This is a genomic window from Nonomuraea sp. NPDC003560 (assembly GCF_042878785.1).
In the GTDB taxonomy this organism is placed as follows: Bacteria; Actinomycetota; Actinomycetes; order Streptosporangiales; family Streptosporangiaceae; genus Nonomuraea.
On record NZ_JBIAOF010000020.1, the window covers coordinates 98,650 to 120,969 of the forward strand.

The window sequence follows — 22,320 nt, forward strand, 5'->3', positions numbered from 1 at the left end:
TCCAGGTTCATTGCCGGGGATCGATGTGGATCTTGGGCCCCGGGCCGGCGCCGGGCGGTCGCCGTCCGGCCAGCACGCCGGCCGTCTCGGCCAGCCCGACCGTGGCGGCCACCAGCGGACGGGAGTCCACCGAGCCGCCGGCGTAGGCGTCGATGGCCCCGGCCAGCCCGGCCGAGCCGCCCAGGACGCCGACCGCGGTGACGTCCTTGAGCACCAGCTCGCGGGTGTCGAGCGTGGACGGCGTGCCGGCCAGGCCGATGTAGACGACGCGGCGGCCCGGTTCGGCCAGGTCGAGGGCGAGCGCGGGCATCGCGGCGGTGTTGGTGGCGTCGATGACGGCGTGCCAGGGCAGGGCGGGCAGCGTCGCGCGGGTGTGGGCGTGGCGGAACCCGAGGCCCGCGGCCAGGCGCAGGTCGGGCTCGGCGCGGCCCATGAGGTGCACCTCGGCCCCGCCGGCGCACGCGAACAGCGCGGCCAGCAGGCCGATCGTGCCCGTGCCCAGAACCAGCAACCGCTCCCCCGCCTCCAGCCCCGCCGCGCGGACGGCGCGTAAGGCGTTGCCACCGGGCTCGACCAGCGCGCCCGATGTAGCGTCCACCGTATCGGGCAGCCGGTGGAGCGCCGCGACCGGGACGGCGAGCCGCTCGGCCAGCGCGCCCGCGACGCCCCGGCTGATGCCGAGCTCGGCCAGGTCGGGGCACACGTGGTGGCGGCCCTGACGGCAGCGGTCGCAGCGCCCGCAGCCGAGCATGGTGTCGCCGACGACCCGCCGCCCCAGCCACCACGGGTCCACGCCCGCGCCCAGCTCCGCGACGCGCCCGCACCACTCGTGGCCGGGGCGCAGCGGGTAGCGGGAGCGGCCGGTGCGCAGGTAGCTCATCCCGCCGCTGAACAGCTCCATGTCGGTGCCGCACACGCCGGCGCGCTCGACGTCCACGACCACCTGGCCGGGCCCCGCAGAGGGGGGCTCGACCTCCTGGACCTCGGCCGCGCCCGGCCCGGTCAGGACGAGCGCCCGCACTACCGGGGCTCCACGACCCGCTGGCGCTGGCTGCCGAGCCCGTCGATGCCGAGCTCCATGACGTCGCCCGGCCGCAGCCAGATCTGCGGGTCGTGGCCCATGCCGACGCCGGGCGGGGTGCCGGTGTTGATCAGGTCGCCGGGCTCCAGCACCATGAACTGGCTCAGGTGGTGCACGATGACGTACGGGTCGAAGATCATCGTCTTGGTGCTGCCGGTCTGGCGGCGCACGCCGTTGACGTCCAGCCACATGCCCAGGTTCCGGACGTCGGCCAGCTCGTCGGGGGTGACCAGCCAGGGGCCGGCCGGGTTGAACGTCTCGGCCGACTTGCCCTTGCTCCACTGGCCGCCGCGTTCCATCTGGAAGGCCCGCTCGCTGACGTCGTTGACCACGCAGTAGCCGGCGATCGCGGCCGCGGCCTCCTCGGGCGAGTCCAGGTAGGAGGTGCGGCGGCCGATCACGATGCCGAGCTCCACCTCCCAGTCGGTCTTGGTGGCGCCGCGCGGGATGCGCACGTCGTCGTCCGGGCCGACCAGGGTGTTGGGCGACTTGGTGAACAGGATCGGCTCGGCGGGCACGGCCTGGCCGGTCTCGGCGGCGTGGTCGCGGTAGTTCAGGCCGATGCACAGGATCTGGTGCGGGCGGGCGATCGGCGCGCCGACGCGCTCGCCGGCGAACGCCTGCCGCGGGCCGGCGGCGACCCGCTCGGCGAGCAGGGCGGGGCCGCCCGCGGCGAAGAAGCGCTCGTCGAAGTCGGGGGTGAGGTCGGAGACGTCGACGTAGTGGTCGTCGTCCACGCGGACGACCGGCTTCTCGGCGCCGGGCGCGCCGATGCGCATGAGGTACAAGGGGATCTCTCCGGTTCTGTACGGGTCAGGGAAGGTGGCGCCTGGCGACGACGGCGCGGATGGCCGGCACGTCCTCGACGAGCACGCTCAAGGGGGTGCGGTAGGCCAGGCCGCTGATGCTGACCGCGCCGCTCGGCACGGTGGGCGAGGTCAGGTACGCCGGGACCGCCACGCAGTTGACGCCCGGCTCGTTCTCCTGGTCGTCGGCCGCGTAACCCTGCGCGCGGACGCGTACCAGCTCGGCGTGCAGCTCCTCGGCGGTGCCGACCGAGCGTTCGGTGGGCCGCTCCAGCCGCCGGTCGCCCACCCAGGCGCGCACGGCGGCCTCGTCCCGCAGCGTCCCGGCCAGCAGCATCTTGCCGACGGCGGTGCAGTGGGCCGGGTTGCGCCCGCCGACGACCGAGGTCAGCCGGACCGCGCCGGACGGCGGGTCGAGCTTGGACCGGTAGACCACGGACGTGCCCTCCAGCACCGCGTAGTGCACGGTCTCGCCGTAGCGGTCGCACAGCGCCTGGAGGATCGGGGTGACCCGGACGTGGTCGGGCCGGGCCTCGTGGTGGGCGAAGGCCATGCGCAGGAACTCGTCGCCCAGCACGTACCGGCCGTGGCCGTTCTGGACGGCGAGCCCGGCGCGGCGCAGCGCGGCCAGGGCGCGGTGGGCGGTCGGCTTCGGGCTGGACACGGCGCGGGCCATCTCCTCCAGGCCGATGCCGTCGGGGTGCCGGGCGAGCTCGGCCAGCACGGCCAGCACGCGGTCGGCCCCCACCAGCTTGGCGTCACCGTCGGACATGTTCCGAAGGTTAGACCACCGTTCCGGAAAACGGAAGTTTGCCCCGATCCCGCCCATCGTTGACGCAACCAATCGGTTGCCATAATGTGGCAACCGATTGGTTGCTATTATTCGGAGGCCGCAATGAGTGTTCCTGTCGCGACCGTCGAGGCCGCCCCGCCGCGCCTCGACGGCAGGCAGCGGTTGATCGCGTTCGTCCTGCTCGGCGCCGGTTTCATGCTGGCGGTCGACTTCTCGATCCTGAACGTCGCCCTTCCCCAGACCGGCGCGGGCGTCGGGCTGAACCCGGCCCAGTGGCCCTGGATCACCTCGGCGTACGCGTTGCCGGCGGCCGGGTTCACCCTGGTGTTCGGCCGGACGGCCGACCTGTTCGGCCGGCGGAGGCTGTTCCTCGCCGGCATGGTCGTGCTGGCCGGGGCCTCCCTGCTCGGCGGCTTCACCGACGGGCCCGCGACGCTCCTGACCGCCCGGGTGCTGCAGGGCCTGGCCACGGCCATGACGGTCCCCGCCGCGTTGTCGCTGCTCACCACCACCTTCAAGGAGGGCCCGCTGCGCGCCCGCGTCCTCGGGCTGAACGGCGCCCTGCTGTCCGGCGGCTTCACCGTCGGCGCGCTGCTCGGCGGCGCCCTGGTCAGCCTGCTGAGCTGGCGGGCGGCGTTCCTGTTCAACGTGCCGGTCGCGGTGGCGATCGTGGTGCTGACGCCGTTCCTGATCCGGGAGAGCGTGCTGCCGGAGCGGGTGCGGCTCGACCTGCCCGGCGCGGTCACCGTGACCGGCGGCCTGCTGGCGGTGATCTACGCGGCCGTCGAGACGAACCTCCTGGCGGCCGTCGCGGGCGTGCTGCTGCTGGGCGTGTTCTGGCTGATCGAGCTGCGCGCGCCCGCGCCGCTGGCGCCGGTGCGCATCCTGCGGCGGCCCACGGTGAAGTGGGGGAACTTCGCCGGGTTCGTCATCTTCACGACGGAGCCGGCCATGATCTTCCTGGTGACGGTGTACCTCCAGCGGGTGCTGGGCCTGTCGCCTCTGGTCACCGGCCTGGTGTTCGGCGTCCCCGGGCTGGCCTCGGTGGTCGCCGGGGTGATCGCCGGGCGGTTCGTCGGACGCCACGGCAGCCGCCGCGTCCTGGTCGCGGGCATGACGGTCCAGGCGCTGGCGACGCTTCCCGCCGTCTTCCTCGGGACCGGCTGGACGGTGCTCGCGATCCTGGTCCCCGCGCTGTTCGTCGGGTTCTTCGGGCACGTCACCGCGATCGTCGCCTACACCGTCACCGGCACCTCGGGCCTGCCGGACGAGGAGCAGGGGCTGGCGACCGGGCTGACGTCGATGACGCAGCAGGTGGCCGTCACCGTCGGCATCCCGCTGCTCGGCGCGGTCGCCGCCACGCGCGCCGGGGAAATGGCCGGCATCCGCCTGGCCCTGCTGGTGGACGTCGCGGTGACGCTCGCCGCCGTCGTCCTCGTCTCCTACGGCCTGCGCCGGCACGCACGCCCGGAGCGGTGACCGTCCACCTGTCGCCACGAGGTGTGGCAACCTTTTCCCTGCCGCATATGGAGGTCGTCATGGGATTCCCCGATCGGGTCGAGCGCACCGTCGAGCTCGCCCATCCGCCAGGCAAGGTGTGGGCGGCGCTCACCACCCCCGAAGGGCTGGCCGCCTGGTTCGGCCAGGAGGCGGCGATCGAGCTGCGTCCCGGCGGGCCGGCGCGGCTGAGCTGGAGCGACGGGCACACCGTCGACCTGCGCGTGGAGCGCGTGGAGGAGCCGTCGGTGTTCGGCTTCACCTGGCCGGTCTTCGGCATGCCGGAGGGCGACCCGCGCCGCACGTACGTCGAGTTCACCCTCGAACCGGCCGGCACGGGCACCCGGCTGACCGTCGTCGAGACCGGCTTCGCCCAGTTGCCGGACGACCACCACCGCAAGGCGTACGACGCCCACACCGAAGGGTGGGCGAGCGAGCTGGGCGAGCTGGCCGGGCACCTTGACGCCGCATGACATCGAGGCGGTCGCCGAGCAGGTCTTCGTCGCGCTGGCCGACCCGAGCCGGCGCGCCGTCCTGGCCGAGCTGGCCGCCCGGGGCCCGGCCACGGCGACCGACCTGGCCGCCCGCCTGCCGATCACCCGGCAGGCCATCGCCAAGCACCTGACGCTGCTGGGCGAGGCCGGTCTGGTGACGGCCGAGCCCGGTGAGCGCCGCCGCGTCCGCTACCGGCTGCGCTCGGCTCCGATGCGGGTGGCCCAGCAGTTCCTGGCCGCGCTGGCCAGCGACTGGGACGGCCGCCTCGACGCCCTGCGCGACCACCTCGACGGCTGACCGCCCGTCCCCCCGCTCACGCGGCCCGGCGGGGACGGGTGAGCCAGGAGAACGACCCGGCCATCACGAGCGCGACCAGCCCGCCCGCGACCATCGCGGTCGAGACCGAGAAGGCGTCGACGACCGTGCCGCCCAGGAGCGCGCCGAGCGCGAAGGTCGCCTGGAACGACGAGGTGAACACGACGGTCGCCGCCTCCGGCGCGCCGGGCGCGGCCCGCAGGAACCACGCCTGGGAGCAGACCGGCACTCCCCCGTAGGCCAGCCCCCACACCACCAGCAGCACGACCGCGCCCGCCGGCGAGCTGCCGGCCAGGGGCAGCAGCAGGGTGGCCGCCGCGATCAGGCCGCCGCAGACGGCGAAGGCCAGGCGGGGTGCGGTGGCCACGGCCCGGCCGGCCAGGAAGTTGCCCGCGATGCCCGCCGCGCCGTAGGCCAGCAGGACGGCGCTGACGGCGGCCGGGGACAGCCGGGTGACGTGCTCCAGGAAGGGCGTGACGTAGGTGTAGGTGCCGAAGTGCGCCAGCACGACGAGGAACGTGCCCAGCAGCGCGATCCCGGTGCCGCGCACCCGCAGCAGGTCCAGCAGGACGCGCGCGCCGGTGACCTGGCGGGCGGGCAGCGGCGGCAGCACGCGCAGCAGCGCGACCAGCACGAGGACCGAGAGCCCGGCCAGGACCAGGAACGCCGTCCGCCAGCCCGCCAGGTGGCCGATGAAGGTTCCGGCCGGCACCCCGAGCACCGAGCCCAGCGGCACGGCCGAGAAGATCACCGCCGTCGCGGCGCCCACGGCGGCCGGCGGCACCAGCCGGGACGCCAGCCCCGCCGCGATCGACCAGAAGCCGCCGATGGTGAGCCCGACGAGCACCCGCGAGGCCAGCACCACCCAGTAGGCCCCGGCCACGGCCGCCAGCACGTCGGCGGCGGCCAGCACCGCCATCAGGACGCAGAGCATCACCCGGCGGTCCAGCCGGGCGGTGGCCACGGTCAGGACGGGCGCCGCGACGGCGGCCACGAAGCCCGGCAACGTCATGGTCAGCCCCGCGGTGCCGTCGGTGACGCGGAAGTCGGCGCCGATGGTCGTCAGCAGGCCGATGGGCAGGATCTCGCTGGTGACGATGGCGAAGATGCCCAGGGTGATCGAGGCGACCGCGAGCCAGGAGACCAGCAGCGGGCGCGGCGGGGCGAGGGTGGTGGTGGCCATGGTTCCGTTCCAGGACAGGGGTTGATCTACGGCGAACCAGCCAACCAGCCACGACGTCCCCGGCACCGGCCGATTTCGGACCACACCGTCAACCGCCCCCGGCCCACACCATCAGCCCTCGGACCACACACGGTCAGCCGCGCCCCGGACCGCGCTGTCAGTCGGCGTGCAGCGCGGTCCGCAGGCCGGCGAGCAGGTCGGGGGTCGCGGCGCCCGGCGTCCTGAGCCGGACCGAGAGCAGCCGCCCGTTCCACCGGGCCGGGACGCGGTACCGGCCGGAGACGGGCAGCCCGAGGTCGTGGCCGAGCCGCAGCCCGGCCCCGCCGTGCTGGAGCGCGACCGGCAGCAGGCCGTCGAACGCCAGGGTGCCCACCACGACCCCGCCCTGCGACAGGTGGAAGGCCGAACCCGCGGGGCCCGTGGTGTGGACGACGTCCACGGACTGGCGGCCGGCGGGCAGCGGGCGGTCGGCGGTGAGCTCCAGCGGCTCCCCGGCGCGGGAGAACGTGAAGGCCAGGCGGCCTCCGGTGACGTACAGGGCGAAGCCGCCGTTCCAGTCGCCCAGCGCGAACAGCACGCCTTCGGGCTCGCGGGCCGCCTCGATCTCGGCCGTCCAGCGGAAGCCGCCGAACAGCAGCGGCAACGACTCGTCGCACACGGGCGAGGCCCCGGGCCGGAACGTGCGGTCGTCGCCGGGCGGCCAGGCCGGCCCGATGAGCGCGCCGAGGCGGGCCACGAGGTCGTCGTACAGCGGCAGGACGTTGTTGCGCCCGGCCTCCCGGTCCCACAACCGCCGCAGCTCGGCGACCACCTCCGGATGCCCGGCGGACACGTCGGCCGCCTCGGAGAAGTCGGCCGCCAGATCGAACAGCGCCCAGTGGTCGGCGTCGAGGTCGCGGCTGCCGGTGAGCAGTTCCTCCTCGTCCAGGACGCCCGTGGACACGTGGTCGGTGGTGACCTTCCAGCGGCCGTGGATGAGGGAGCGCGAGCCCAGCATCTCGAAGTACTGGGTGGTGCGCGGCGCGGGCGCCCCGGGGTCGGCGAAGGTGGCCAGGAAGCTGGCCCCGTCGACCGGCTGCTGCTCGATCCCGTCCACGACGTCGGGCGCCTGGATGCCGATCGCGTCCAGCAGGGTCGGGAACAGGTCGTTGACGTGCACGATCTGGTCGCGCACCGCGCCGCCGCCGCCGATCCGGGCCGGCCAGTGCACGATGAGCGGCGTCCGGGTGCCGCCGAGCCAGGTGTAGCGCTTCCACAGCCGGAACGGCGTGTTCCCGGCCCACGCCCAGCCCCACGCGTAGTGGTTGTAGGTGCGCGGCCCGCCCCAGTCGTCGTGGTGGGCCAGGTTGTCCTGCGGGGACTCGCGGATGCCGGCGGAGAAGCGGTGCTCGTTGACGCTGCCGTCCACGCCGCCCTCGGCGCTGGCGCCGTTGTCGGAGAAGATCACGATGATGGTGTCGTCCAGCCGCCCGGTCTCCTCCAGGTGGGCGATCAGGCGGCCGAGCTGGGCGTCGGCGTGGGTGAGGAAGCCCGCGAAGACCTCCTGCTGGCGGGCGTACAGGCGGCGGCGGTCGGCGGTGAGGCCGTCCCAGGCGGGCACCCAGTCCGGGCGCGGGGTGAGCACGGTGCCGGGCGGGACGACGCCCGTCGCGGTCTGGCGCCGGAAGATCTCCTCCCGCCAGGCGTCCCACCCCTGGTCGAAGCGGCCCCGGTAGGGCTCGCTCCACTCGGGCGGGACGTGGTGCGGGGAGTGCGTGGCGCCGAGGCCGAGGTGGAGGAAGAAGGGTTTGCCCGGGGCGGCGTGGCGCTGGTCGTCGAGGTGCCGGACGGCCTGCGTGACGAGGTCCTCGGTGAGGTGGTAGCCCTCCTCGGGGGTGGCGGGCGGTTCCACGTGGTGGTTGTCGCGGACGAGGTTGGGCGCGTAGTGGTTGGTGTCGCCCTGCAGGAAGCCGTAGTAGCGCTCGAAGCCCTGGCCGAGCGGCCAGTGGCCGAACGGGCCGGCGGCCGAGCGCTCGTAGCGCGGCGTGAGGTGCCACTTGCCGATGGCGATGGTGGAGTAGCCGTGGTCGCGCAGGATCCGCGGCAGGGTCGCGGCCGAGCGCGGGATGCGGGCGGTGTAGCCGGGGTGGTCGAGCGGGATGTCGGCGAGGAAGCCCATGCCGACGGCATGGTGGTTGCGTCCGGTGAGGAAGCAGGCGCGCGACGGCGAGCACAGGGCCGTCACGTGGAACCGGTTGTAGCGCAGGCCGCCGGCCGCGAGCCGGTCGATGTGCGGCGTGGCGATGCCGGAGCCGAAGCAGCCGAGCTGGGCGAAGCCGGTGTCGTCCAGGACGACGGCGAGGACGTTCGGAGCGTGCTCCGGCGGGCGGCCGGCCCGCCGGAAGATCGGTTCTGCGGTCACGGCGAGGCTCCTGCCAGGAGAGGCGTACGGTCTTGGACAGCAGACGGCACGAGAGTAAGACAGGTTGTCTTAATTCGCGACGATACCTCGGTGATCCGGAAAAGGTGGGAATGCAGGCCAAAGAGAAGATTCTCCTGGCGGCCGAACGGCTCTTCGCCGAGCGCGGCCTCGACGTCTCGCTCCGGGAGATCGCCGTCGCGGCCGGGCAGGGCAACCATTCGGCCGTCCAGTACCACTTCGACGGCAAGGCCGGCCTGATCGACGCCCTGTACGCCCACCGCATGACCCCCCTCAACGAGCGCCGCCGCGAGCTGATCGGCGACCTGCGCGCCCGCGGCCTGGAGGAGGACCTTCCCGCCCTGGTCGCGGCGTACCTGGCCCCGCTGGCCGAGCACGTGCTCGCCCACCCGGGCACGAGCTGGTACCTGCGCTTCACCAGCCGTTACGTGTTGTCCGGTGGCTACCGCTCCTGGCCCTACTCCAGCGACCACCATCCCGGGGTCGCCGAACTGGCCGTGCTGCTGCGGCGGCGGCTGCCCGGCCTGACGCGGGAGCGCCTGCGGGTGCTCAACCTGCACGTCGTCGTGGTGCTGGCCGACCTGGAGCAGCGCCTGTGCGACCCCGCCTTCGACGCCGGGCGGGCGACGGCGGCCGTTGCCGACCTGCGCGTCACCGCCCAGGCCCTGCTCACCGCCTGACGTCCGGGAGGGCCCGCGCCGGGGCGGAAGGCGTCCCGGCCCGCCACGCGGGCCGCCGGGCACGCGGAACGCCCGGGGCGACCGCCCCGGGCGTTCCGGTCAGGCTCAGGCCAGGTCGAACCGGTCGAGGTTCATGACCTTGTCCCACGCCGCGACGAAGTCACGGACGAACTTCTCCTTGGCGTCGTCGCCGGCGTAGACCTCGGCGACCGCGCGCAGCTCGGAGTTCGCGCCGAAGACGAGGTCGGCGCGGGTGCCGGTCCACCGCACCTCGCCGGTGGCGGCGTCGCGGCCCTCGAAGACGTTGGCGTCCTCGGTCGAGTGCCACGTCGTGCCCAGGTCGAGCAGGTTGACGAAGAAGTCGTTGGTCAGCGTCCCCGGAGTCGTGGTGAGGACGCCGAGCGTCGACTGCCGGTGGTTGGCGCCCAGCACCCGCAGGCCGCCCACGAGGACGGTCATCTCCGGCGCGCTCAGCGTCAGCAGGTTGGCCCGGTCGAGCAGCAGGTACTCGGCCGGAAGCCGGTTGCCCTTGCCGAGGTAGTTGCGGAACCCGTCGGCGACCGGCTCCAGCGCGGCGAACGACTCCACGTCGGTCTGCTCCTGCGTGGCGTCCGCGCGTCCCGGCGTGAACGGCACCTGGACGTCGAAGCCGGCCTCCTTGGCGGCCCGCTCGACGCCCGCGCACCCGGCCAGCACGATCAGGTCGGCCAGCGAGACCTGCTTGCCGCCGGTCTGGGCGCCGTTGAACGCCTTCTGGACGCCCTCCAGCGTGCCCAGCACGGTCGCCAGCCGGTCGGGGTCGTTGACCTCCCACCCGCTCTGCGGCTGCAGGCGGATGCGCGCGCCGTCGGCGCCGCCGCGCTTGTCGCTGCCGCGGAAGGAGGAGGCCGAGGCCCACGCGGTGGAGACCAGCTCGGACACCGACAGCCCCGTGGCGAGGATCTGCTCCTTGAGCGCGGCGACGTCGGCCGCGTCGACGAGCTCGTGCGTCACCTCGGGCAGCGGGTCCTGCCACAGCAGCGTCTCGGCCGGGACCTCCGGGCCGAGGTAGCGGGCGCGCGGGCCCATGTCGCGGTGGGTGAGCTTGTACCAGGCGCGGGCGAAGGCGTCGGCGAGCTCGTCGGGGTGCTCCAGCCAGCGGCGGGTGATCTGCTCGTAGATCGGGTCCACGCGCAGGGCCAGGTCGGTCGTGAGCATCGTCGGGGCGTGCCGCTTGGCCGGGTCGTGGGCGTCGGGCACGGTGCCGGCGCCGGCGCCGTCCTTCGGCCGCCACTGGTTGGCTCCCGCGGGGCTCTTGAACAGCTCCCACTCGTAGCCGTAGAGGATCTCCAGGAAGCTGTTGTCCCAGGTCGTGGGGGTGTTCGTCCAGATGCCCTCAAGGCCGCTGGTGATGGCGTCGCCGCCCTTGCCGGTGCCGAAGGTGTTGCGCCAGCCGAGGCCCATCTGCTCGATCGGGGCGGCCTCGGGGTCGGGGCCGACGTGGTCGGCCGGGCCGGCGCCGTGGGTCTTGCCGAAGGTGTGACCGCCCACGATGAGGGCGGCGGTCTCCTCGTCGTTCATCGCCATGCGGCGGAAGGTCTCGCGGATGTCGCGGGCCGCCGCCAGCGGGTCGGGGTTGCCGTTGGGGCCCTCGGGGTTGACGTAGATGAGGCCCATCTGGACCGCGGCCAGCGGGTTCTCCAGCTCGCGGTCGCCGGTGTAGCGCTGGTCGCCGAGCCAGGTGGACTCGGGGCCCCAGTAGACGTCCTCGTCGGGCTCCCAGGCGTCCACGCGGCCGCCGGCGTAGCCGAAGGTCTTGAAGCCCATCGACTCCAGGGCCACGTTGCCGGTGAGGATCAGCAGGTCGGCCCAGGAGATCTTGCGGCCGTACTTCTTCTTGACCGGCCACAGCAGGCGGCGGGCCTTGTCCAGGTTGCCGTTGTCGGGCCAGCTGTTGAGCGGCGCGAAGCGCTGCTGCCCGGACCCGGCGCCGCCGCGTCCGTCGCTGATGCGGTACGTGCCCGCGCTGTGCCAGGCCATCCGGATCATGAACGGGCCGTAGTGGCCGAAGTCGGCCGGCCACCAGTCCTGCGAGGTCGTCAGCACCTCGGCGATGTCCCGCTTGACGGCCGCGAGGTCGAGGGTCCTGAACTCCGCGGCGTAGTCGAAGTCCTCGCCGAACGGGTTGGCCACGGCCGGGTTCTTGGCCAGGATCTTGACGTTGAGCCGCTCCGGCCACCACTGGCGGTTGCCGCCGCCCTGGGTCGGGTGCGGGGCGCGCTCGTGCGCGACCGGACAGCCGCCCGAGTCCTCCGACTTGGCGTCTGTGACGATCGCATCATGGTTCTCAGACATGGGAATCCTTCCGGACGAGGCGGAATCTGGGTGCTCAGGAACTGCTGCCGGTGGAGCAGGCGGGGCACAGGCCCCAATAGATGACCTCGGCCTCGTCGATGGCGAAGCCGCGGTCGTCGGAGGCGGTCAGGCAGGGGGCGTGGCCGACGGCGCAGTCGACGTCGGCCACGGCGCCGCAGGACCGGCACACGAGATGGTGGTGGTTGTCCCCGACGCGGCCCTCGTACAGGGCCGAGCTGCCCGGGGGGTCGAGGCGGCGGACGAGCCCCGCGGCGGCCAGCGCGTGGAGGGCGTCGTACACGGCCTGCAACGAGATATGACCCACGCGCTCGCGCACCCCGGAGGCGATCGCCTCGACCCCGAGGTGGTCACCCTCGCGGACGGTCTCGAGCAACGCGACCCGGGCGGCGGTCACCCGCAGCCCGGCGCCGCGCAGCTCCTCGGCGGTCGTCGGAGCCTTCGATGCGGTCATAGCCGCCAAACCTACCTATACAAACCTGAATGACACAAGAGAACGAACCATCCAAGTTTAGTAATATGTCCGGAAATAGCCCCCTACAGGGGACGTCACCCCAGCTCCGGCCCGCCGCCCTCCAGCAGCCGCCCGCCGGACAGCTCCAGCCTGCGGTCCACCCGGATCTCCGCCAGGAACCGCTCGTCGTGGCTGACCACCACGAACGCCCCCTCGTAGGCGCCGAGCGCACTCTCCAGCTGGCCCACGCTGACCAGGTCGAGGTTGTTGGTCGGCTCGTCCAGCAGCAGCAGCTGGGGCGCCGGCTCCGCGCACAACACGCAGGCCAGCGTGGCGCGCAGCCGTTCGCCGCCCGACAGCACACCTACCCGCAGATGGGCCCGCGCTCCCCGGAACAGGAAGCGGGCCAGCAGGTTCATCCGCTCGGCGGCCGGCATCGCGGGGGCGAAGGCGGCCAGGCTCTCGGCGACGGTGAGGTCGTCGTCGAGCAGGTCGAGCCGCTGCGACAGGTAGGCCACCCGGCCGTCAGCCCGCCTGGCGGTGCCGCCGTCGGGCTCCAGGTCGCCGGTGATCAGGCGCAGCAGCGTGGACTTGCCGGCGCCGTTGGGGCCGGTCAGCGCGATGCGCTCGGGCCCGCGGACGACCAGGTCGATGCCGGGCTCGGCGAACAGGCCGCGGGCCATGAGGTGCTCGCCCTGGAAGACCGTGCGCCCGGCGGGCACGTTGGTGCCCGGCAGTTGCAGGGAGATGCGCTGGTCGTCGCGCAGGGCCCGGCCCGCCTCGTCGAGCCGGGCCTTGGCGTCGCTGACGCGGGCGGCGTGCGTCTGGCCCGCCCGGCCCGCCGACTCCTGGGCGCCGCGCTTCATGTTCCCGGCGAAGATGCGCGGCAGGCCGGCGTTCTTGAGGTTGCGGGCGGCGTTGCCGGCCCTGCGCTCGGCGCGCTCGCGGGCCTGCTGCATCTCCCGCTTCTCGCGCTTGAGCTCCTGCTCGGCCGTGCGCACGTTGCGCTCGGCGGCCTCCTGCTCGGTGCGTACGGCCTCCTCGTAGGCGGTGAAGTCGCCGCCGTAGAAGCGCACCTCGCCCCGGTCGAGCTCGGCGATGCGGTCCATGCGGTCGAGCAGGGCGCGGTCGTGGCTGACCACGAGCAGGCAGCCCTTCCAGTCGCCGAGCACGGCGTGCAGCCGGTGGCGGGCGTCGAGGTCGAGGTTGTTCGTGGGCTCGTCGAGCAGCAGCACGTCGGGACGCCGGAGCAGCTGCGCGGCCAGGCCCAGCGAGACGATCTGCCCGCCGCTCAGCGTGCGCAGGGTGCGGGCGAAGTCGAGGTGGCCGAGCCCGAGCCGGTCGAGCTGGGCACGGGTGCGCTCCTCGATGTCCCAGTCGTTGCCGATGGTGGTGAAGTGCTCCTCGGCGGTGTCGCCCGCCTCGATGGCGTTGAGCGCGGCGATCACCGGGGCGATGCCCAGGACCTCGGCCACGGTCAGGTCGCCGGCCAGCGGCAGGCTCTGCGGCAGGTAGCCGAGCACGCCGTTGACGGACACGCCGCCCGAGCGCGGCCGGTACTCCCCGGCGATCAGCTTGAGCAGCGTGCTCTTGCCGGCGCCGTTGGGGGCGACCAGGCCGGTACGGCCGCCGGGCACGCTGAACGACAGGTCGCTGAAGACGGGGGTGTCGTCAGGCCAGGAGAAGGACAGGTTGGAGCAGACGATGAACGCGTCGGACATGTGAAGAAGACCTCGACGGAGAACGCGGGCATGCCGAAGCCGCCCGGTGAAAGGACAGGGATTCGGGAAACGACGAACGCGGCCACGCCGGCGGCGCTCACGCGCTCACGCCGGGGCCGATCAACCTCCGGTATCACCCGGAGATGTCGTCGTCACCTGCCATGTCTGGTCTCCTAGCTGAGGATCACAAGCATTTCACACCTTAGCAGGCGTCTGCCGCGCTCCGGACGCCTGCCTCCCGCGCGCCCGCCTCCTGCGCGCCCGCCGAGGCCGGGCCCCGCCGGGTCAGTGGGCTCCGGCTGCGCGGAGCAGGGCGGCCACTTCCCTCTGGCCCTTGGAGACGGCGTGGGCCAGCGGCGTGACGCCGTCGCGGTCGGCCAGGTCGACGTCGGCGCCCGCGGCGATGAGCAGCCGCACGACCTCCTGGTGGCGCTCGCCGCCGTCGCCCAGGATGACCGCCTCCAGCAGGCCCGTCCAGCCCAGGTCGTTGACGTGGTCGACGTCGATGCCGGTCTTCAGCACCTCGCGCACGTACTCGACGTGCCCGCGCTCGCAGGCGGGGATGAGGGAGACGCCTCCGTACCGGTTGCGCCTGGTCAGGTCGGGCCCGGCGGGCAGCAGCGCCTTGAGCATCGCCACGCTCCCGGTGACGCCGGTGACCAGCCAGGGGGTGTCCTTCCTGGCGTCCTGGGCGTCGGGGTCGGCGCCCGCCGCGACGAGCACCTTGGCCACCTCGACGTGGTCGGCCGCCGCCGCGAGCAGCAGGGCCGTACGGCGTTGCCCGTCGCGGGCCTCGACGTCGGCCCCTGCGCCGAGCGCGTCCCGGACGGCGGCGGCGTCCCCGCGCGCGGCTCCCGCCAGCAGTTCCTCGTCGGCCATTCCCGCTCCCTTCACCTCGCGCCCGCCGCAGGCCGCGAGCATCAGACCGAGTCCCCAGGTCAGGATGGCTCGGCGGTTCATCCCCTCATCCTTCCGTCCGCCCGCCCCCGGCGGCGCGCCGGGGGCGGTCCAGCCGGTCAGCGCAGCTGCCCGGCGACCGCCTTGAGGCCCGCCTGGGCGATGGACTCGTCGATGTCGCCGCTGGGGGCGCCGCCGACGCCGATGCCCGCGACGGGGGCGCCGCCCGAGGCGACCGGCACGCCGCCGCCGAGGAAGAGGGTGCCCGGGATGTCGGCGATGGACGGCCCGCCGCCGTTGATGCCCTTGCCCAGCTCGGACGTCGTCCGGCCGAAGGAGACCGCGGTGAACGCCTTGCGCCGGGCCGACTCCTCGGTCTGCGGGCCCGCGCCGTCGCCCTTGAGCACCAGGCGGGTCGCGCCGGACCGGTCGACGATCACGACGGTGACGCGCTGCTTCTGCTTGCCGGCCTCCTTCAGGGCGGCGTCGGCGATCTTCAGCGCGGCGTCGGCGGAGAGCGTGCCGGTCTGCACGACGGGCTCGGCCGCGGCGACCCGGGCGACCCGGGAGCCGTGCGCGGCGTCGGCGGCCTGGGCGGGCGAGGTGGCGGCGACGGCGCCGGCCAGCACGGCCAGCCCCGACAGCGAGCCGGCGACCAGGCGAGTACGGATGTTCATGGTTTCTCCAGTTCGTCAGGGCGAAGTCGGACACCTCGTCGGACACCTCTAGGTTTCCGGGCGGGCCGCCGCGGGCCATCGGGAGCACGGGCAATCTGCGCGCGCCGAGCGGTCGAGGGCCGGGTCAACCGATCGGTTGATGCGCCGCCGCCCTGGTGGGGGCCATTCTCGGGCAGGGGATAGTGTCGAAGGGCGCGGCGACGGGGAGGGCCATGAGGGAGCGCACCTGGCTCAACTGGGCCATGCACGTCGGCTTCTACCTGCTGCTCGCCGCCTCGGCCCTGCGGCTGGTGTCCCGCCACGGCATGAGCGCCCAGACGGTGACCTCGCTGGCCGTCTGCGGCCTGCTCGCGCTGGCGTACGCGGCCGGGATCGTCTGGTGGCACCGGCTGGGCCGGCAGGGGCGGCTGGTCTGGCTGGGCGGGGTGGCGGCGGTGTGGCTGGCGCTGGTGGTGCTGGCGCCGTCGTTCAGCTGGTGCGCGGTCCCCCTGCTCTTCCTGTGCCTGCGGCTGCTCAACGCGCACGGCTTCGCGGTGGCCGCCGCGGCGCTGACCCTGGTGGTGATCGTGGCCCAGCTGGAGATCGCCCGCGAGCTCGACGTCAGCCTGATCCTCGCGCCGGTCGGCATCGCGGCCATGACGGCGGTGATCTTCGGGGAGCTGCAGCGCGAGAGCGCCGCCCGGCAGCTGCTCATCGACGACCTGATCAGCACCCGCGGCACGCTGGCCGACTCCCGCCACCGCACCGGCGTCCTGGAGGAGCGCGAGCGGCTGGCCAGGGAGATCCACGACACCCTCGCCCAGGGCCTGACCAGCATGGGCATCCTGCTCCAGGCCGCCGACCGCATGTGGGCCACCGACCCGGCCCAGGCCCGCGCCCACGTACGGCGGGCCGCCGCGGCCGCCGCCGACAACCTGGCCGAGGCGCGGCGGTTCGTCCGCGACCTCCAGCCGCCCGGCCTGGTGGACGTCACGCTGCCCGAGGCCCTCGCCCGGCTCTGCGCGGACGCCGGCGAGACCGGGCCGCGGGTGCGCTTCCGGCTGGCGGGCGAGGAGTACCCGCTGGCGCCGGAGGTGCAGGCGGCGCTGCTGCGGGTGGCGCAGGCGGCGCTGGCCAACGTCCGCGACCACGCCGCCCCGGCGGCGGACCCGGCGGCCGGGGTGACGGTCACGGTGACGCTGTCCTACCTCGACGGCGAGGTGACGCTCGACGTGTTCGACGACGGCGTCGGCTTCGCCGAACCGGCCCCCGCTCCCGGCCGCGGCTACGGGTTGCGGGCGATGCGCGACCGGCTGGCGGAGGTGCACGGCGTCCTGGTCGTGGAGAGCGCGCCCGGCGAGGGCACGGCGGTCGCGGCCCGGGTGCCCGCCGCGTGGCCGCCGCGGGCCCTGGACGGCGGTGGGGCATGAGGTTGTTCCTGGTCGACGACCATCCGGTGGTCCGGGCGGGGCTGGTGGCGCTGCTCGGCGGCGAGCCCGACATGGAGATCGTCGGCGAGGCGGCCGACGGCGCCGAGGCGTTGCGCGGCATCGCCGCCTGCTCCCCCGACGTCGTCCTCATGGACCTGCAGCTCGGCGAGGGCGTCGACGGCGTGGAGGTCACCCGGCGGGTCCGCGAGCTGCCCGCGCCGCCGCAGGTGCTGGTGCTGACGACGTACGAGAGCGACGCCGACATCATGCGGGCCGTCGACGCGGGGGCCATCGGCTACCTGCTCAAGGCGTGCCCGCCGGAGGAGCTGTTCCAGGGCATCCGGGCCGCGGCCAGGGGCGAGAGCGTGTTGTCGGCCAAGGTGGCGACCCGGATGATGCGGCGCATGCGCGAGCCGGGCCCGGCGCTGAGCGCCCGCGAGGTCGAGCTGCTGGAGCTGCTGGCCAGCGGGGCGAGCAACCGGGAGATCGCCCGGCGGCTCTACATCACCGAGGCGACGGTCAAGACCCACCTGGTGCACATCTACGACAAGCTCGGCGTGGACACGCGCACGGCCGCGGTCACGGCGGCGGTCGAGAGACGCCTCATCCGGCTCCCCTGACCGCCCGGCCCCCGGACCCTGGGGGCCCCGTGACCGCGTGTCAGCGGACGGCGGCCGGGGAGCTCGCGCCGGGGATCAGCCGTCGGGGCGGGCCGCCGCCGACGTCGGCCGCCCACACGTCGCCGTCCTTGGCGTACATGACGGTGCGGTCGTCCAGCCAGGCGGCCTGGTCGTCGATGCTGGCCCGCTCCCCCAGCGGGGTCTCCCGCATCGTGGCCAAGTCCAGCAGGTGCAGCCGCCACGGGCCCGGCGAGACGCGTTTCTTGAACACCAGCCGGGTCCCGTCCGGCGACAGGGACGGGCACTCGGCGTTCTCCCTGAGCGCGCGCGCCCGCCAGGCCCCGAAATCGCCCTCCACCAGGTACGTCCTGCCCTTGGTCGAGACGGTCGCGTAGAAGCGGTTGTCGTCGGCGGCGAACGTGACCCCCCAGTAGTTGACGTCGGCCGAGTGGTAGCGGCGGCCGTCGAGGTAGAGCGGGATGTCCTCCATGTTGGTGACGAGGTAGCCGGTCCGGGTGTCGAGGATGCCGGTCCAGGTGGAGAAGCCGCCGGTGCTGTAGGAGTCGCCGGTGACGAACACCGTCCAGGAGGCCATCCGGCCGCTGGCCGACACGCGGGCCCGGCTCGGGACGCCGGCCAGGTTGATCCGGCGGGTCTCCTTGAGCGACCGGTCCAGGACGAGCGCCTCGGTCTTCGGCAGCGGGCCGGGCCGGGTGACCAGGCAGAGGGTGGTGCCGTTCGCCGTGTAGAAGCGGTCGCAGGCCCGGGAGCTGACCCGCGGCGGCGCGCCCGGGTCGGCGAGCGGCACGGAGGCGACGCGCCCGCCGCTGCGCACCAGCACCCGGCCCGGCTCGCCGGTGTCGAAGCCCGCGACGGCGGGCCCGGTCTGCCGCGAGGACGCCGCCCAGGTGGCGTACGCGGTCGCGCCGCCCGCCAGCAGGACCACCGCGGCCAGGAGCACGAGCACCCGTCTCATGGACGACCTCCTTGTGATCGCAGCGCCCGCCACGCGATCGCGGACGCCGTCACCAGCCCCGCGGCCATCACCGCCAGCGCCGGCCCCTCCCCCGTCCCCGCCCACAGCAGGCCGAACAGGATGGACGACAACATCCGGGCCGTGGCCTGCCCGGTCTGCAGCAGCGCCAACCCGCCGGTGCGCGCGCTCTCGGGCAGCATCGGCCCGGTCAGGGCCATCAGCACCCCGTCGGTGGCGGCGTAGAACAGGCCGTGCAGCAGCAGCGCGGGCAGCAGCCAGGCCGGGCCCATCAGCACCAGGTAGACCGCGAGCAGCGCCACGTGCCCGGTGACGAACACCGCCGCGCGCCCGAACCGGTCCGCCAGCCGGCCGAGCGGCACGGCGAGCAGCAGGTACGCGCCCGCCGTGCCGAGCGGCAGCAGCGGGAACAGCTCCGGCGCGATCGCCAGCCGCCGCTGCAGCACGAGGTAGACGAACGAGTCGCTGACCGTGACCAGGCCGAGCGCGACCGCCACCAGGCAGGCCCGGCGGAACCCGGGCTCCCGCGTCACCGCCGCCCGCAGCCGGACGCGGACGGTCAGCGGGCCGCGCCGGTCGCGTACGTACAGGACCAGCAGCAGCACGGCCAGCGCGGCCACGCAGAAGCTCGTCACGAACACCGCGTCGTAGGCGCCGGCCGTCGCCGTCAGCACCGCGAAGGCGGCCAGCGGCCCGAGGAAGGCGCCCACGGTGTCCATCGCCCGGTGCACCCCGAACGCGCCGCCCAGCCGGTCGGGCGGGGCGCTCAGGGTGATGAGGGCGTCCCGGGGCGCGGTGCGCAGCCCCTTGCCGGTGCGGTCGGCGGCCAGCACCAGGCCGAGCGCGGCGGCCGACCCGCCGGCCGCGAGCAGGCCCAGCTTGCAGACGGCCGAGAGCCCGTACCCGAGCCCGGCGACCAGCTTGCGGCGGCTCCACCGGTCGGCGGCGTGCCCGCCGGCCAGCCTGACCAGCGCGGTGACGCCGAAGTACAGGCCGTCCAGCAGGCCGAACTGCACCAGGCTGAGCCCGAGCGTGCCCACCAGGTACAGCGGCAGCACCGCGGTGACCATCTCCGAGGAGACGTCCGTGACCAGGCTGACCAGGCCGAGCGCCACCACGTTGGCGGGCACCGCCCTGGTCAGCCGGGTGCCGAGAAGCGAGATGTACATCTAGTGGCAGGAGTAGGTCGGGCTGCTGTCCTTGACCGAGCCGTCGGTCCCGATCAGCTGCCAGCCGAACGTGCTGCCGGTGAAGGTCAGCTTCAGCACGCCGAACGTGCCGCTCAGCCGCTTCTGGCTGTTCGGCTGCACGTTCTCGATCTGGTACGGCGACGCGCCGCCCATCCCGCCGAGCACCTCGACGATGCCCTTCGCGGTGTCGGCCTGGGCGCTGGGGTTCTGCGGCCCGAACCGCTCGTAGTGGTGGTCGTGCCCGTTGAGCACGAACTCGGCGCCGGCCGCGTACAGGGCCTGCCACACGGGCTTGGAGACGGGGTCGTTGCCGTGCTCGCCGGAGCTGAACAGCGGGTGGTGCCAGTACGCCGCCACGCACGGCTTGGTGGTCGCGGCGAGGTCGCTCTTGAGCCAGGTGAGCTGGGCGGACTGGTCGAAGTGGTTGGAGTCGAGCGCGACGAAGTGCCAGTTGCCCCGGTCGTAGCTGTAGTAGCTCTTGCCCTGCGGGAAGGCGATCGCGCCGAAGTACGACTTGTACCCGGCTTCCGATCCGGCCGGGTCGTAGGTCTCGTGGTTGCCGGGGACGGGGTGGGTCTTGGCCTTGAACCTGCCCCACGTCTTGTCGTAGTAGTTGCGGAAGTCCGACAGCAGGGCGTCGTCGTACTGGTTGTCGCCCATGGTGATGACGAACTCGGGGTTCATCGACTCGACCAGGGCGGCCGTCTTCGGGTGCACGCAGGAGGAGGAGCTCGCGGTGCACTGCTCGGCGATGTCACCGGCGGCGGCCACGACGAACGTGTCGCCCGGCGGGTCCGTGGGCTGGGTGCCGCCGCCGTAGACCTGCATCTCCCACAGGGAGTAGCCGTAGTCGGTGCCGCGCGCGGTCCCGTACATGCGGACGTAGCGGCCGGTGCCGGTCACGGTGAGGTCGTCCACGCCGCCGTCGCCGCTGGTGGTGGAGTAGACGTCGGTCCAGGCGCTCCCGTCCGGGGAGGTCTGGATCTTGTACGACGTGGCGTAGGCGTCCTCCCAGGTCAGCTTGACCCGGCTGATCTGCTGGGCGGCGCCGAGGTCGACGCGCAGCCATTCGGGGTCGTGGCCTTCGGCCGAGGCCCACCGGGTGGCGGCGAGGTCGCCGTCGAAGGCCTTGGCGGCGGCGTAGGAGGTGGCTTCCTTGGAGGAGGAGGTGGCGGGTTTGCCCTGTGACAGCAGCGTCTCGGCGGTGCCGGCCGAGGCGTTGGCGGCCACGAGCAGGCCGGCCAGCAGGCCGATCACGGCCATGACGGCCAGGCGGACTCTGGACATGGCGATTCTCCTGGGGGTGAGAGATCGGAGCACGGTCCGGTGGGCGGCCGGGGCAGGAGGTCTTTCGCTGAGCGCGTCACATCCTGGGGAAGGAAGCCGCGCCGAGCCGCTTACCGGGATCGTGGCGTAGGGCGCTGAGGGCTGTCAATGAAGTTAGGAAGGTTTCTTAACCCTGTTGGGCGGGGTTCACCTGGGCGGCGCGCGGCACGGCGAGGGCGCCGCCCGGAGGCCGGGCGGCTGGTCCTGAGCGGGCCGTCAGCCCGGGGTCACCGGGACGTTCGTCAGGCCGCGGGTGGCGCCGGTGACGGTGTTGGAGGAGTGCACGACGTTGGGATCGGCCGCGCACTTCGACGTCGAGGTGATCTTGATGGCGTACCCGCCCATGCCGCCGAGATCGGACCCGTTGCCGCGCCAGACGTTGCCGCAGCCGTTGAGGAAGGACGGCGTCGTGGCCGGATTGTGCGTCTCGTAGCCGTTGGCGAAGGTGCCGGGCGGGGCGAACGTGCCGGTGTTGTTCTCGATGGTGTAGCCGGAGCCCTTGACGTCCACCCAGGAGTCGGCGGAGTTCTGGCCGCTGACGCCGGTGCCGTCGAAGGTGTTGCCGCTGATCAGGCCGCCGCTGGTGCCCTCCTTGACGTCGATGTGCTCGGCGGCGACGTAGGGGCCGATGGTGTTCCCGGTGACCTGGACGCGGTCCGAGCGGTCCGCGCCGCCGGTGTTGCCGTGGCAGCCCCAGTTGGAGCCGGCCGAGCCGAGGTAGACGCCCTCGCCGTAACCGGGCTGGACGAGGCCGGTGTGGGTGATGCGGGAGCCGCGCAGCACGCCGTCGGACGAGCTGCGCCGGAAGTGCACGCCCTCGTCCTCGACGTGGTGCACGTACAGGCCGTCGATGACCACGTGCGGGGAGGCGTCCAGGACGACGCCCTTCTTGGAGTCCTTGACGGTGAACCCGGTGAGCCGCCAGTAGGGCGCCTCGTACAGCCACAGCCCGTAGCCGGAGTCCCAGCCGCCGCCGGGCGCGGGGCAGGACGGCGCGGCGCCGGAGGGACCGTCGTTGACCAGGACGGCGTCCGCCGGTCCGGTCAGCGTGATCGGGGCGGCCGACGTGCCGGGGCGCCGGGCGACGAAGGCGCCGTGGTACTCGCCGGGCGCGAGCCTGATGGTCTGCCCGGGAACCGCCGCGGCCAGCGCGCCGGCGAGCTGGGCCGCCGTGGCCACCTCGACCACCTCTGCACCGGTCTTTCCGGAGAGTGGCATCGCGGCGGCCGGGGTGGCGAGCAGGAGTGGCAACAGGCCGGTCAGCAGGGCCCGTCTCATGGGGTTCCTCCCTTCGGGGGGCCGTGGCCCCCGCCCGCGGCCCCCGGCCCCCCGCGGGGTTCGCCCCCCGGCAGGGGACCCCCGGGTTGGCGGGGACCCGGGTAAATAACATGGGGAGGGTGGTGGGCGCGGA

Annotated in this window: 20 protein-coding genes; 6 read left to right on the forward strand and 14 right to left on the reverse strand. The window is 73.7% G+C overall.

Features of this window, described 5'->3' with window-relative positions; all coding sequences use genetic code 11:
* Positions 1-7: 7 nt before the first annotated feature.
* From ACFYUV_RS48615 to ACFYUV_RS48625, 3 genes are read right to left on the reverse strand one after another with little or no spacing between them, the layout of a single operon-like run.
* Positions 8-1,021, reverse strand: a complete 1,014-nt coding sequence (locus ACFYUV_RS48615) for a zinc-binding dehydrogenase (RefSeq protein ID WP_387682366.1) — start codon at positions 1,019-1,021, stop codon at positions 8-10.
* On the reverse strand, positions 1,021-1,869 hold the full coding sequence (locus tag ACFYUV_RS48620; protein ID WP_358011110.1) for a fumarylacetoacetate hydrolase family protein: 849 nt from the start codon (positions 1,867-1,869) through the stop codon (positions 1,021-1,023). Before ACFYUV_RS48620 ends, ACFYUV_RS48615 begins: the two co-directional genes overlap by 1 nt.
* Positions 1,870-1,894: 25 nt before the next feature.
* Positions 1,895-2,659: an IclR family transcriptional regulator gene (locus ACFYUV_RS48625; protein WP_387682370.1), complete on the reverse strand. Its 765-nt coding sequence runs from the start codon at positions 2,657-2,659 to the stop codon at positions 1,895-1,897.
* A gap of 123 nt (positions 2,660-2,782) precedes the next feature.
* On the opposite strand from ACFYUV_RS48625, the gene ACFYUV_RS48630 reads away from it, so the two are divergent.
* From ACFYUV_RS48630 to ACFYUV_RS48640, 3 genes are read left to right on the forward strand one after another with little or no spacing between them, the layout of a single operon-like run.
* Complete coding sequence (locus ACFYUV_RS48630) at positions 2,783-4,159, forward strand: MFS transporter (RefSeq protein WP_387682373.1); 1,377 nt, start codon at positions 2,783-2,785, stop codon at positions 4,157-4,159.
* Positions 4,160-4,218: 59 nt separating this feature from the next.
* Positions 4,219-4,650, forward strand: coding sequence for an SRPBCC domain-containing protein (locus ACFYUV_RS48635; protein ID WP_387682376.1), 432 nt, complete (start codon positions 4,219-4,221; stop codon positions 4,648-4,650).
* Complete coding sequence (locus ACFYUV_RS48640; RefSeq protein ID WP_387682379.1) at positions 4,637-4,969, forward strand: ArsR/SmtB family transcription factor; 333 nt, start codon at positions 4,637-4,639, stop codon at positions 4,967-4,969. The genes ACFYUV_RS48635 and ACFYUV_RS48640 overlap by 14 nt, the downstream gene beginning before the upstream one ends.
* A gap of 16 nt (positions 4,970-4,985) precedes the next feature.
* Here the strand turns inward: ACFYUV_RS48640 and ACFYUV_RS48645 are convergent, their stop codons facing one another.
* Together ACFYUV_RS48645 and ACFYUV_RS48650 are read right to left on the reverse strand one after the other, a co-directional pair.
* Complete coding sequence (locus ACFYUV_RS48645; protein ID WP_387682381.1) at positions 4,986-6,170, reverse strand: MFS transporter; 1,185 nt, start codon at positions 6,168-6,170, stop codon at positions 4,986-4,988.
* Between the two features lie 157 nt (positions 6,171-6,327).
* On the reverse strand, positions 6,328-8,571 hold the full coding sequence (locus tag ACFYUV_RS48650) for an arylsulfatase (protein WP_387682384.1): 2,244 nt from the start codon (positions 8,569-8,571) through the stop codon (positions 6,328-6,330).
* A 110-nt stretch (positions 8,572-8,681) separates the two neighbouring features.
* On the opposite strand from ACFYUV_RS48650, the gene ACFYUV_RS48655 reads away from it, so the two are divergent.
* A complete protein-coding gene (locus tag ACFYUV_RS48655) occupies positions 8,682-9,269 on the forward strand; it encodes a TetR/AcrR family transcriptional regulator (RefSeq protein WP_387682387.1) in 588 nt (195 codons plus the stop codon).
* Positions 9,270-9,374: 105 nt separating this feature from the next.
* Here the strand turns inward: ACFYUV_RS48655 and katG are convergent, their stop codons facing one another.
* From katG to ACFYUV_RS48680, 5 genes are all read right to left on the reverse strand, one after another.
* Positions 9,375-11,603, reverse strand: coding sequence for a catalase/peroxidase HPI (katG, locus tag ACFYUV_RS48660; protein WP_387682390.1), 2,229 nt, complete (start codon positions 11,601-11,603; stop codon positions 9,375-9,377).
* A 34-nt stretch (positions 11,604-11,637) separates the two neighbouring features.
* Positions 11,638-12,075: a Fur family transcriptional regulator gene (locus ACFYUV_RS48665; RefSeq protein ID WP_352327424.1), complete on the reverse strand. Its 438-nt coding sequence runs from the start codon at positions 12,073-12,075 to the stop codon at positions 11,638-11,640.
* A gap of 95 nt (positions 12,076-12,170) precedes the next feature.
* Entirely contained in the window at positions 12,171-13,796 is a 1,626-nt protein-coding gene (locus ACFYUV_RS48670; protein WP_387682393.1) for an ABC-F family ATP-binding cassette domain-containing protein, read from the reverse strand.
* 285 nt (positions 13,797-14,081) lie between these two features.
* Complete coding sequence (locus tag ACFYUV_RS48675; protein WP_358297664.1) at positions 14,082-14,756, reverse strand: ankyrin repeat domain-containing protein; 675 nt, start codon at positions 14,754-14,756, stop codon at positions 14,082-14,084.
* A 56-nt stretch (positions 14,757-14,812) separates the two neighbouring features.
* Positions 14,813-15,370: a heme-binding protein gene (locus tag ACFYUV_RS48680; RefSeq protein ID WP_387682396.1), complete on the reverse strand. Its 558-nt coding sequence runs from the start codon at positions 15,368-15,370 to the stop codon at positions 14,813-14,815.
* Between the two features lie 212 nt (positions 15,371-15,582).
* Between ACFYUV_RS48680 and ACFYUV_RS48685 the strand changes: the two genes are divergently transcribed.
* Together ACFYUV_RS48685 and ACFYUV_RS48690 are read left to right on the forward strand one after the other, a co-directional pair.
* Entirely contained in the window at positions 15,583-16,779 is a 1,197-nt protein-coding gene (locus tag ACFYUV_RS48685; RefSeq protein ID WP_387682400.1) for a sensor histidine kinase, read from the forward strand.
* Positions 16,776-17,399 carry a response regulator gene (locus ACFYUV_RS48690; RefSeq protein WP_387682403.1) on the forward strand — a complete coding sequence of 208 codons (624 nt, stop codon included), beginning with the start codon at positions 16,776-16,778 and terminating at the stop codon, positions 17,397-17,399. Before ACFYUV_RS48685 ends, ACFYUV_RS48690 begins: the two co-directional genes overlap by 4 nt.
* Positions 17,400-17,439: 40 nt before the next feature.
* Here the strand turns inward: ACFYUV_RS48690 and ACFYUV_RS48695 are convergent, their stop codons facing one another.
* The 4 genes from ACFYUV_RS48695 to ACFYUV_RS48710 form a co-directional block, all read right to left on the reverse strand.
* Positions 17,440-18,375: a TolB family protein gene (locus ACFYUV_RS48695; protein ID WP_387682406.1), complete on the reverse strand. Its 936-nt coding sequence runs from the start codon at positions 18,373-18,375 to the stop codon at positions 17,440-17,442.
* Positions 18,372-19,562: an MFS transporter gene (locus tag ACFYUV_RS48700; protein WP_387682408.1), complete on the reverse strand. Its 1,191-nt coding sequence runs from the start codon at positions 19,560-19,562 to the stop codon at positions 18,372-18,374. Before ACFYUV_RS48700 ends, ACFYUV_RS48695 begins: the two co-directional genes overlap by 4 nt.
* The gene (locus ACFYUV_RS48705) at positions 19,563-20,870 is read right to left on the reverse strand and encodes a discoidin domain-containing protein (RefSeq protein WP_387682411.1); all 1,308 of its coding nucleotides are present in this window, start codon (positions 20,868-20,870) and stop codon (positions 19,563-19,565) included.
* Between the two features lie 255 nt (positions 20,871-21,125).
* Complete coding sequence (locus ACFYUV_RS48710) at positions 21,126-22,187, reverse strand: hypothetical protein (RefSeq protein ID WP_387682413.1); 1,062 nt, start codon at positions 22,185-22,187, stop codon at positions 21,126-21,128.
* Between the last annotated feature and the right edge of the window lie 133 nt (positions 22,188-22,320).

Excerpts from the sequence above, each read along its gene's own strand:
- ACFYUV_RS48625 (WP_387682370.1), bottom strand. The coding sequence starts at position 2,659 with ATGTCCGACGGTGACGCCAAGCTGGTGGGGGCCGACCGCGTGCTGGCC.
- ACFYUV_RS48630 (WP_387682373.1), top strand. The coding sequence starts at position 2,783 with ATGAGTGTTCCTGTCGCGACCGTCGAGGCCGCCCCGCCGCGCCTCGAC.
- ACFYUV_RS48635 (WP_387682376.1), top strand. The coding sequence starts at position 4,219 with ATGGGATTCCCCGATCGGGTCGAGCGCACCGTCGAGCTCGCCCATCCG.
- ACFYUV_RS48645 (WP_387682381.1), bottom strand. The coding sequence starts at position 6,170 with ATGGCCACCACCACCCTCGCCCCGCCGCGCCCGCTGCTGGTCTCCTGG.
- ACFYUV_RS48655 (WP_387682387.1), top strand. The coding sequence starts at position 8,682 with ATGCAGGCCAAAGAGAAGATTCTCCTGGCGGCCGAACGGCTCTTCGCC.
- katG (WP_387682390.1), bottom strand. The coding sequence starts at position 11,603 with ATGTCTGAGAACCATGATGCGATCGTCACAGACGCCAAGTCGGAGGAC.
- ACFYUV_RS48665 (WP_352327424.1), bottom strand. The coding sequence starts at position 12,075 with ATGACCGCATCGAAGGCTCCGACGACCGCCGAGGAGCTGCGCGGCGCC.
- ACFYUV_RS48670 (WP_387682393.1), bottom strand. The coding sequence starts at position 13,796 with ATGTCCGACGCGTTCATCGTCTGCTCCAACCTGTCCTTCTCCTGGCCT.
- ACFYUV_RS48675 (WP_358297664.1), bottom strand. The coding sequence starts at position 14,756 with ATGAACCGCCGAGCCATCCTGACCTGGGGACTCGGTCTGATGCTCGCG.
- ACFYUV_RS48680 (WP_387682396.1), bottom strand. The coding sequence starts at position 15,370 with ATGAACATCCGTACTCGCCTGGTCGCCGGCTCGCTGTCGGGGCTGGCC.
- ACFYUV_RS48685 (WP_387682400.1), top strand. The coding sequence starts at position 15,583 with ATGAGGGAGCGCACCTGGCTCAACTGGGCCATGCACGTCGGCTTCTAC.
- ACFYUV_RS48690 (WP_387682403.1), top strand. The coding sequence starts at position 16,776 with ATGAGGTTGTTCCTGGTCGACGACCATCCGGTGGTCCGGGCGGGGCTG.
- ACFYUV_RS48695 (WP_387682406.1), bottom strand. The coding sequence starts at position 18,375 with ATGAGACGGGTGCTCGTGCTCCTGGCCGCGGTGGTCCTGCTGGCGGGC.
- ACFYUV_RS48700 (WP_387682408.1), bottom strand. The coding sequence starts at position 19,562 with ATGTACATCTCGCTTCTCGGCACCCGGCTGACCAGGGCGGTGCCCGCC.
- ACFYUV_RS48705 (WP_387682411.1), bottom strand. The coding sequence starts at position 20,870 with ATGTCCAGAGTCCGCCTGGCCGTCATGGCCGTGATCGGCCTGCTGGCC.
- ACFYUV_RS48710 (WP_387682413.1), bottom strand. The coding sequence starts at position 22,187 with ATGAGACGGGCCCTGCTGACCGGCCTGTTGCCACTCCTGCTCGCCACC.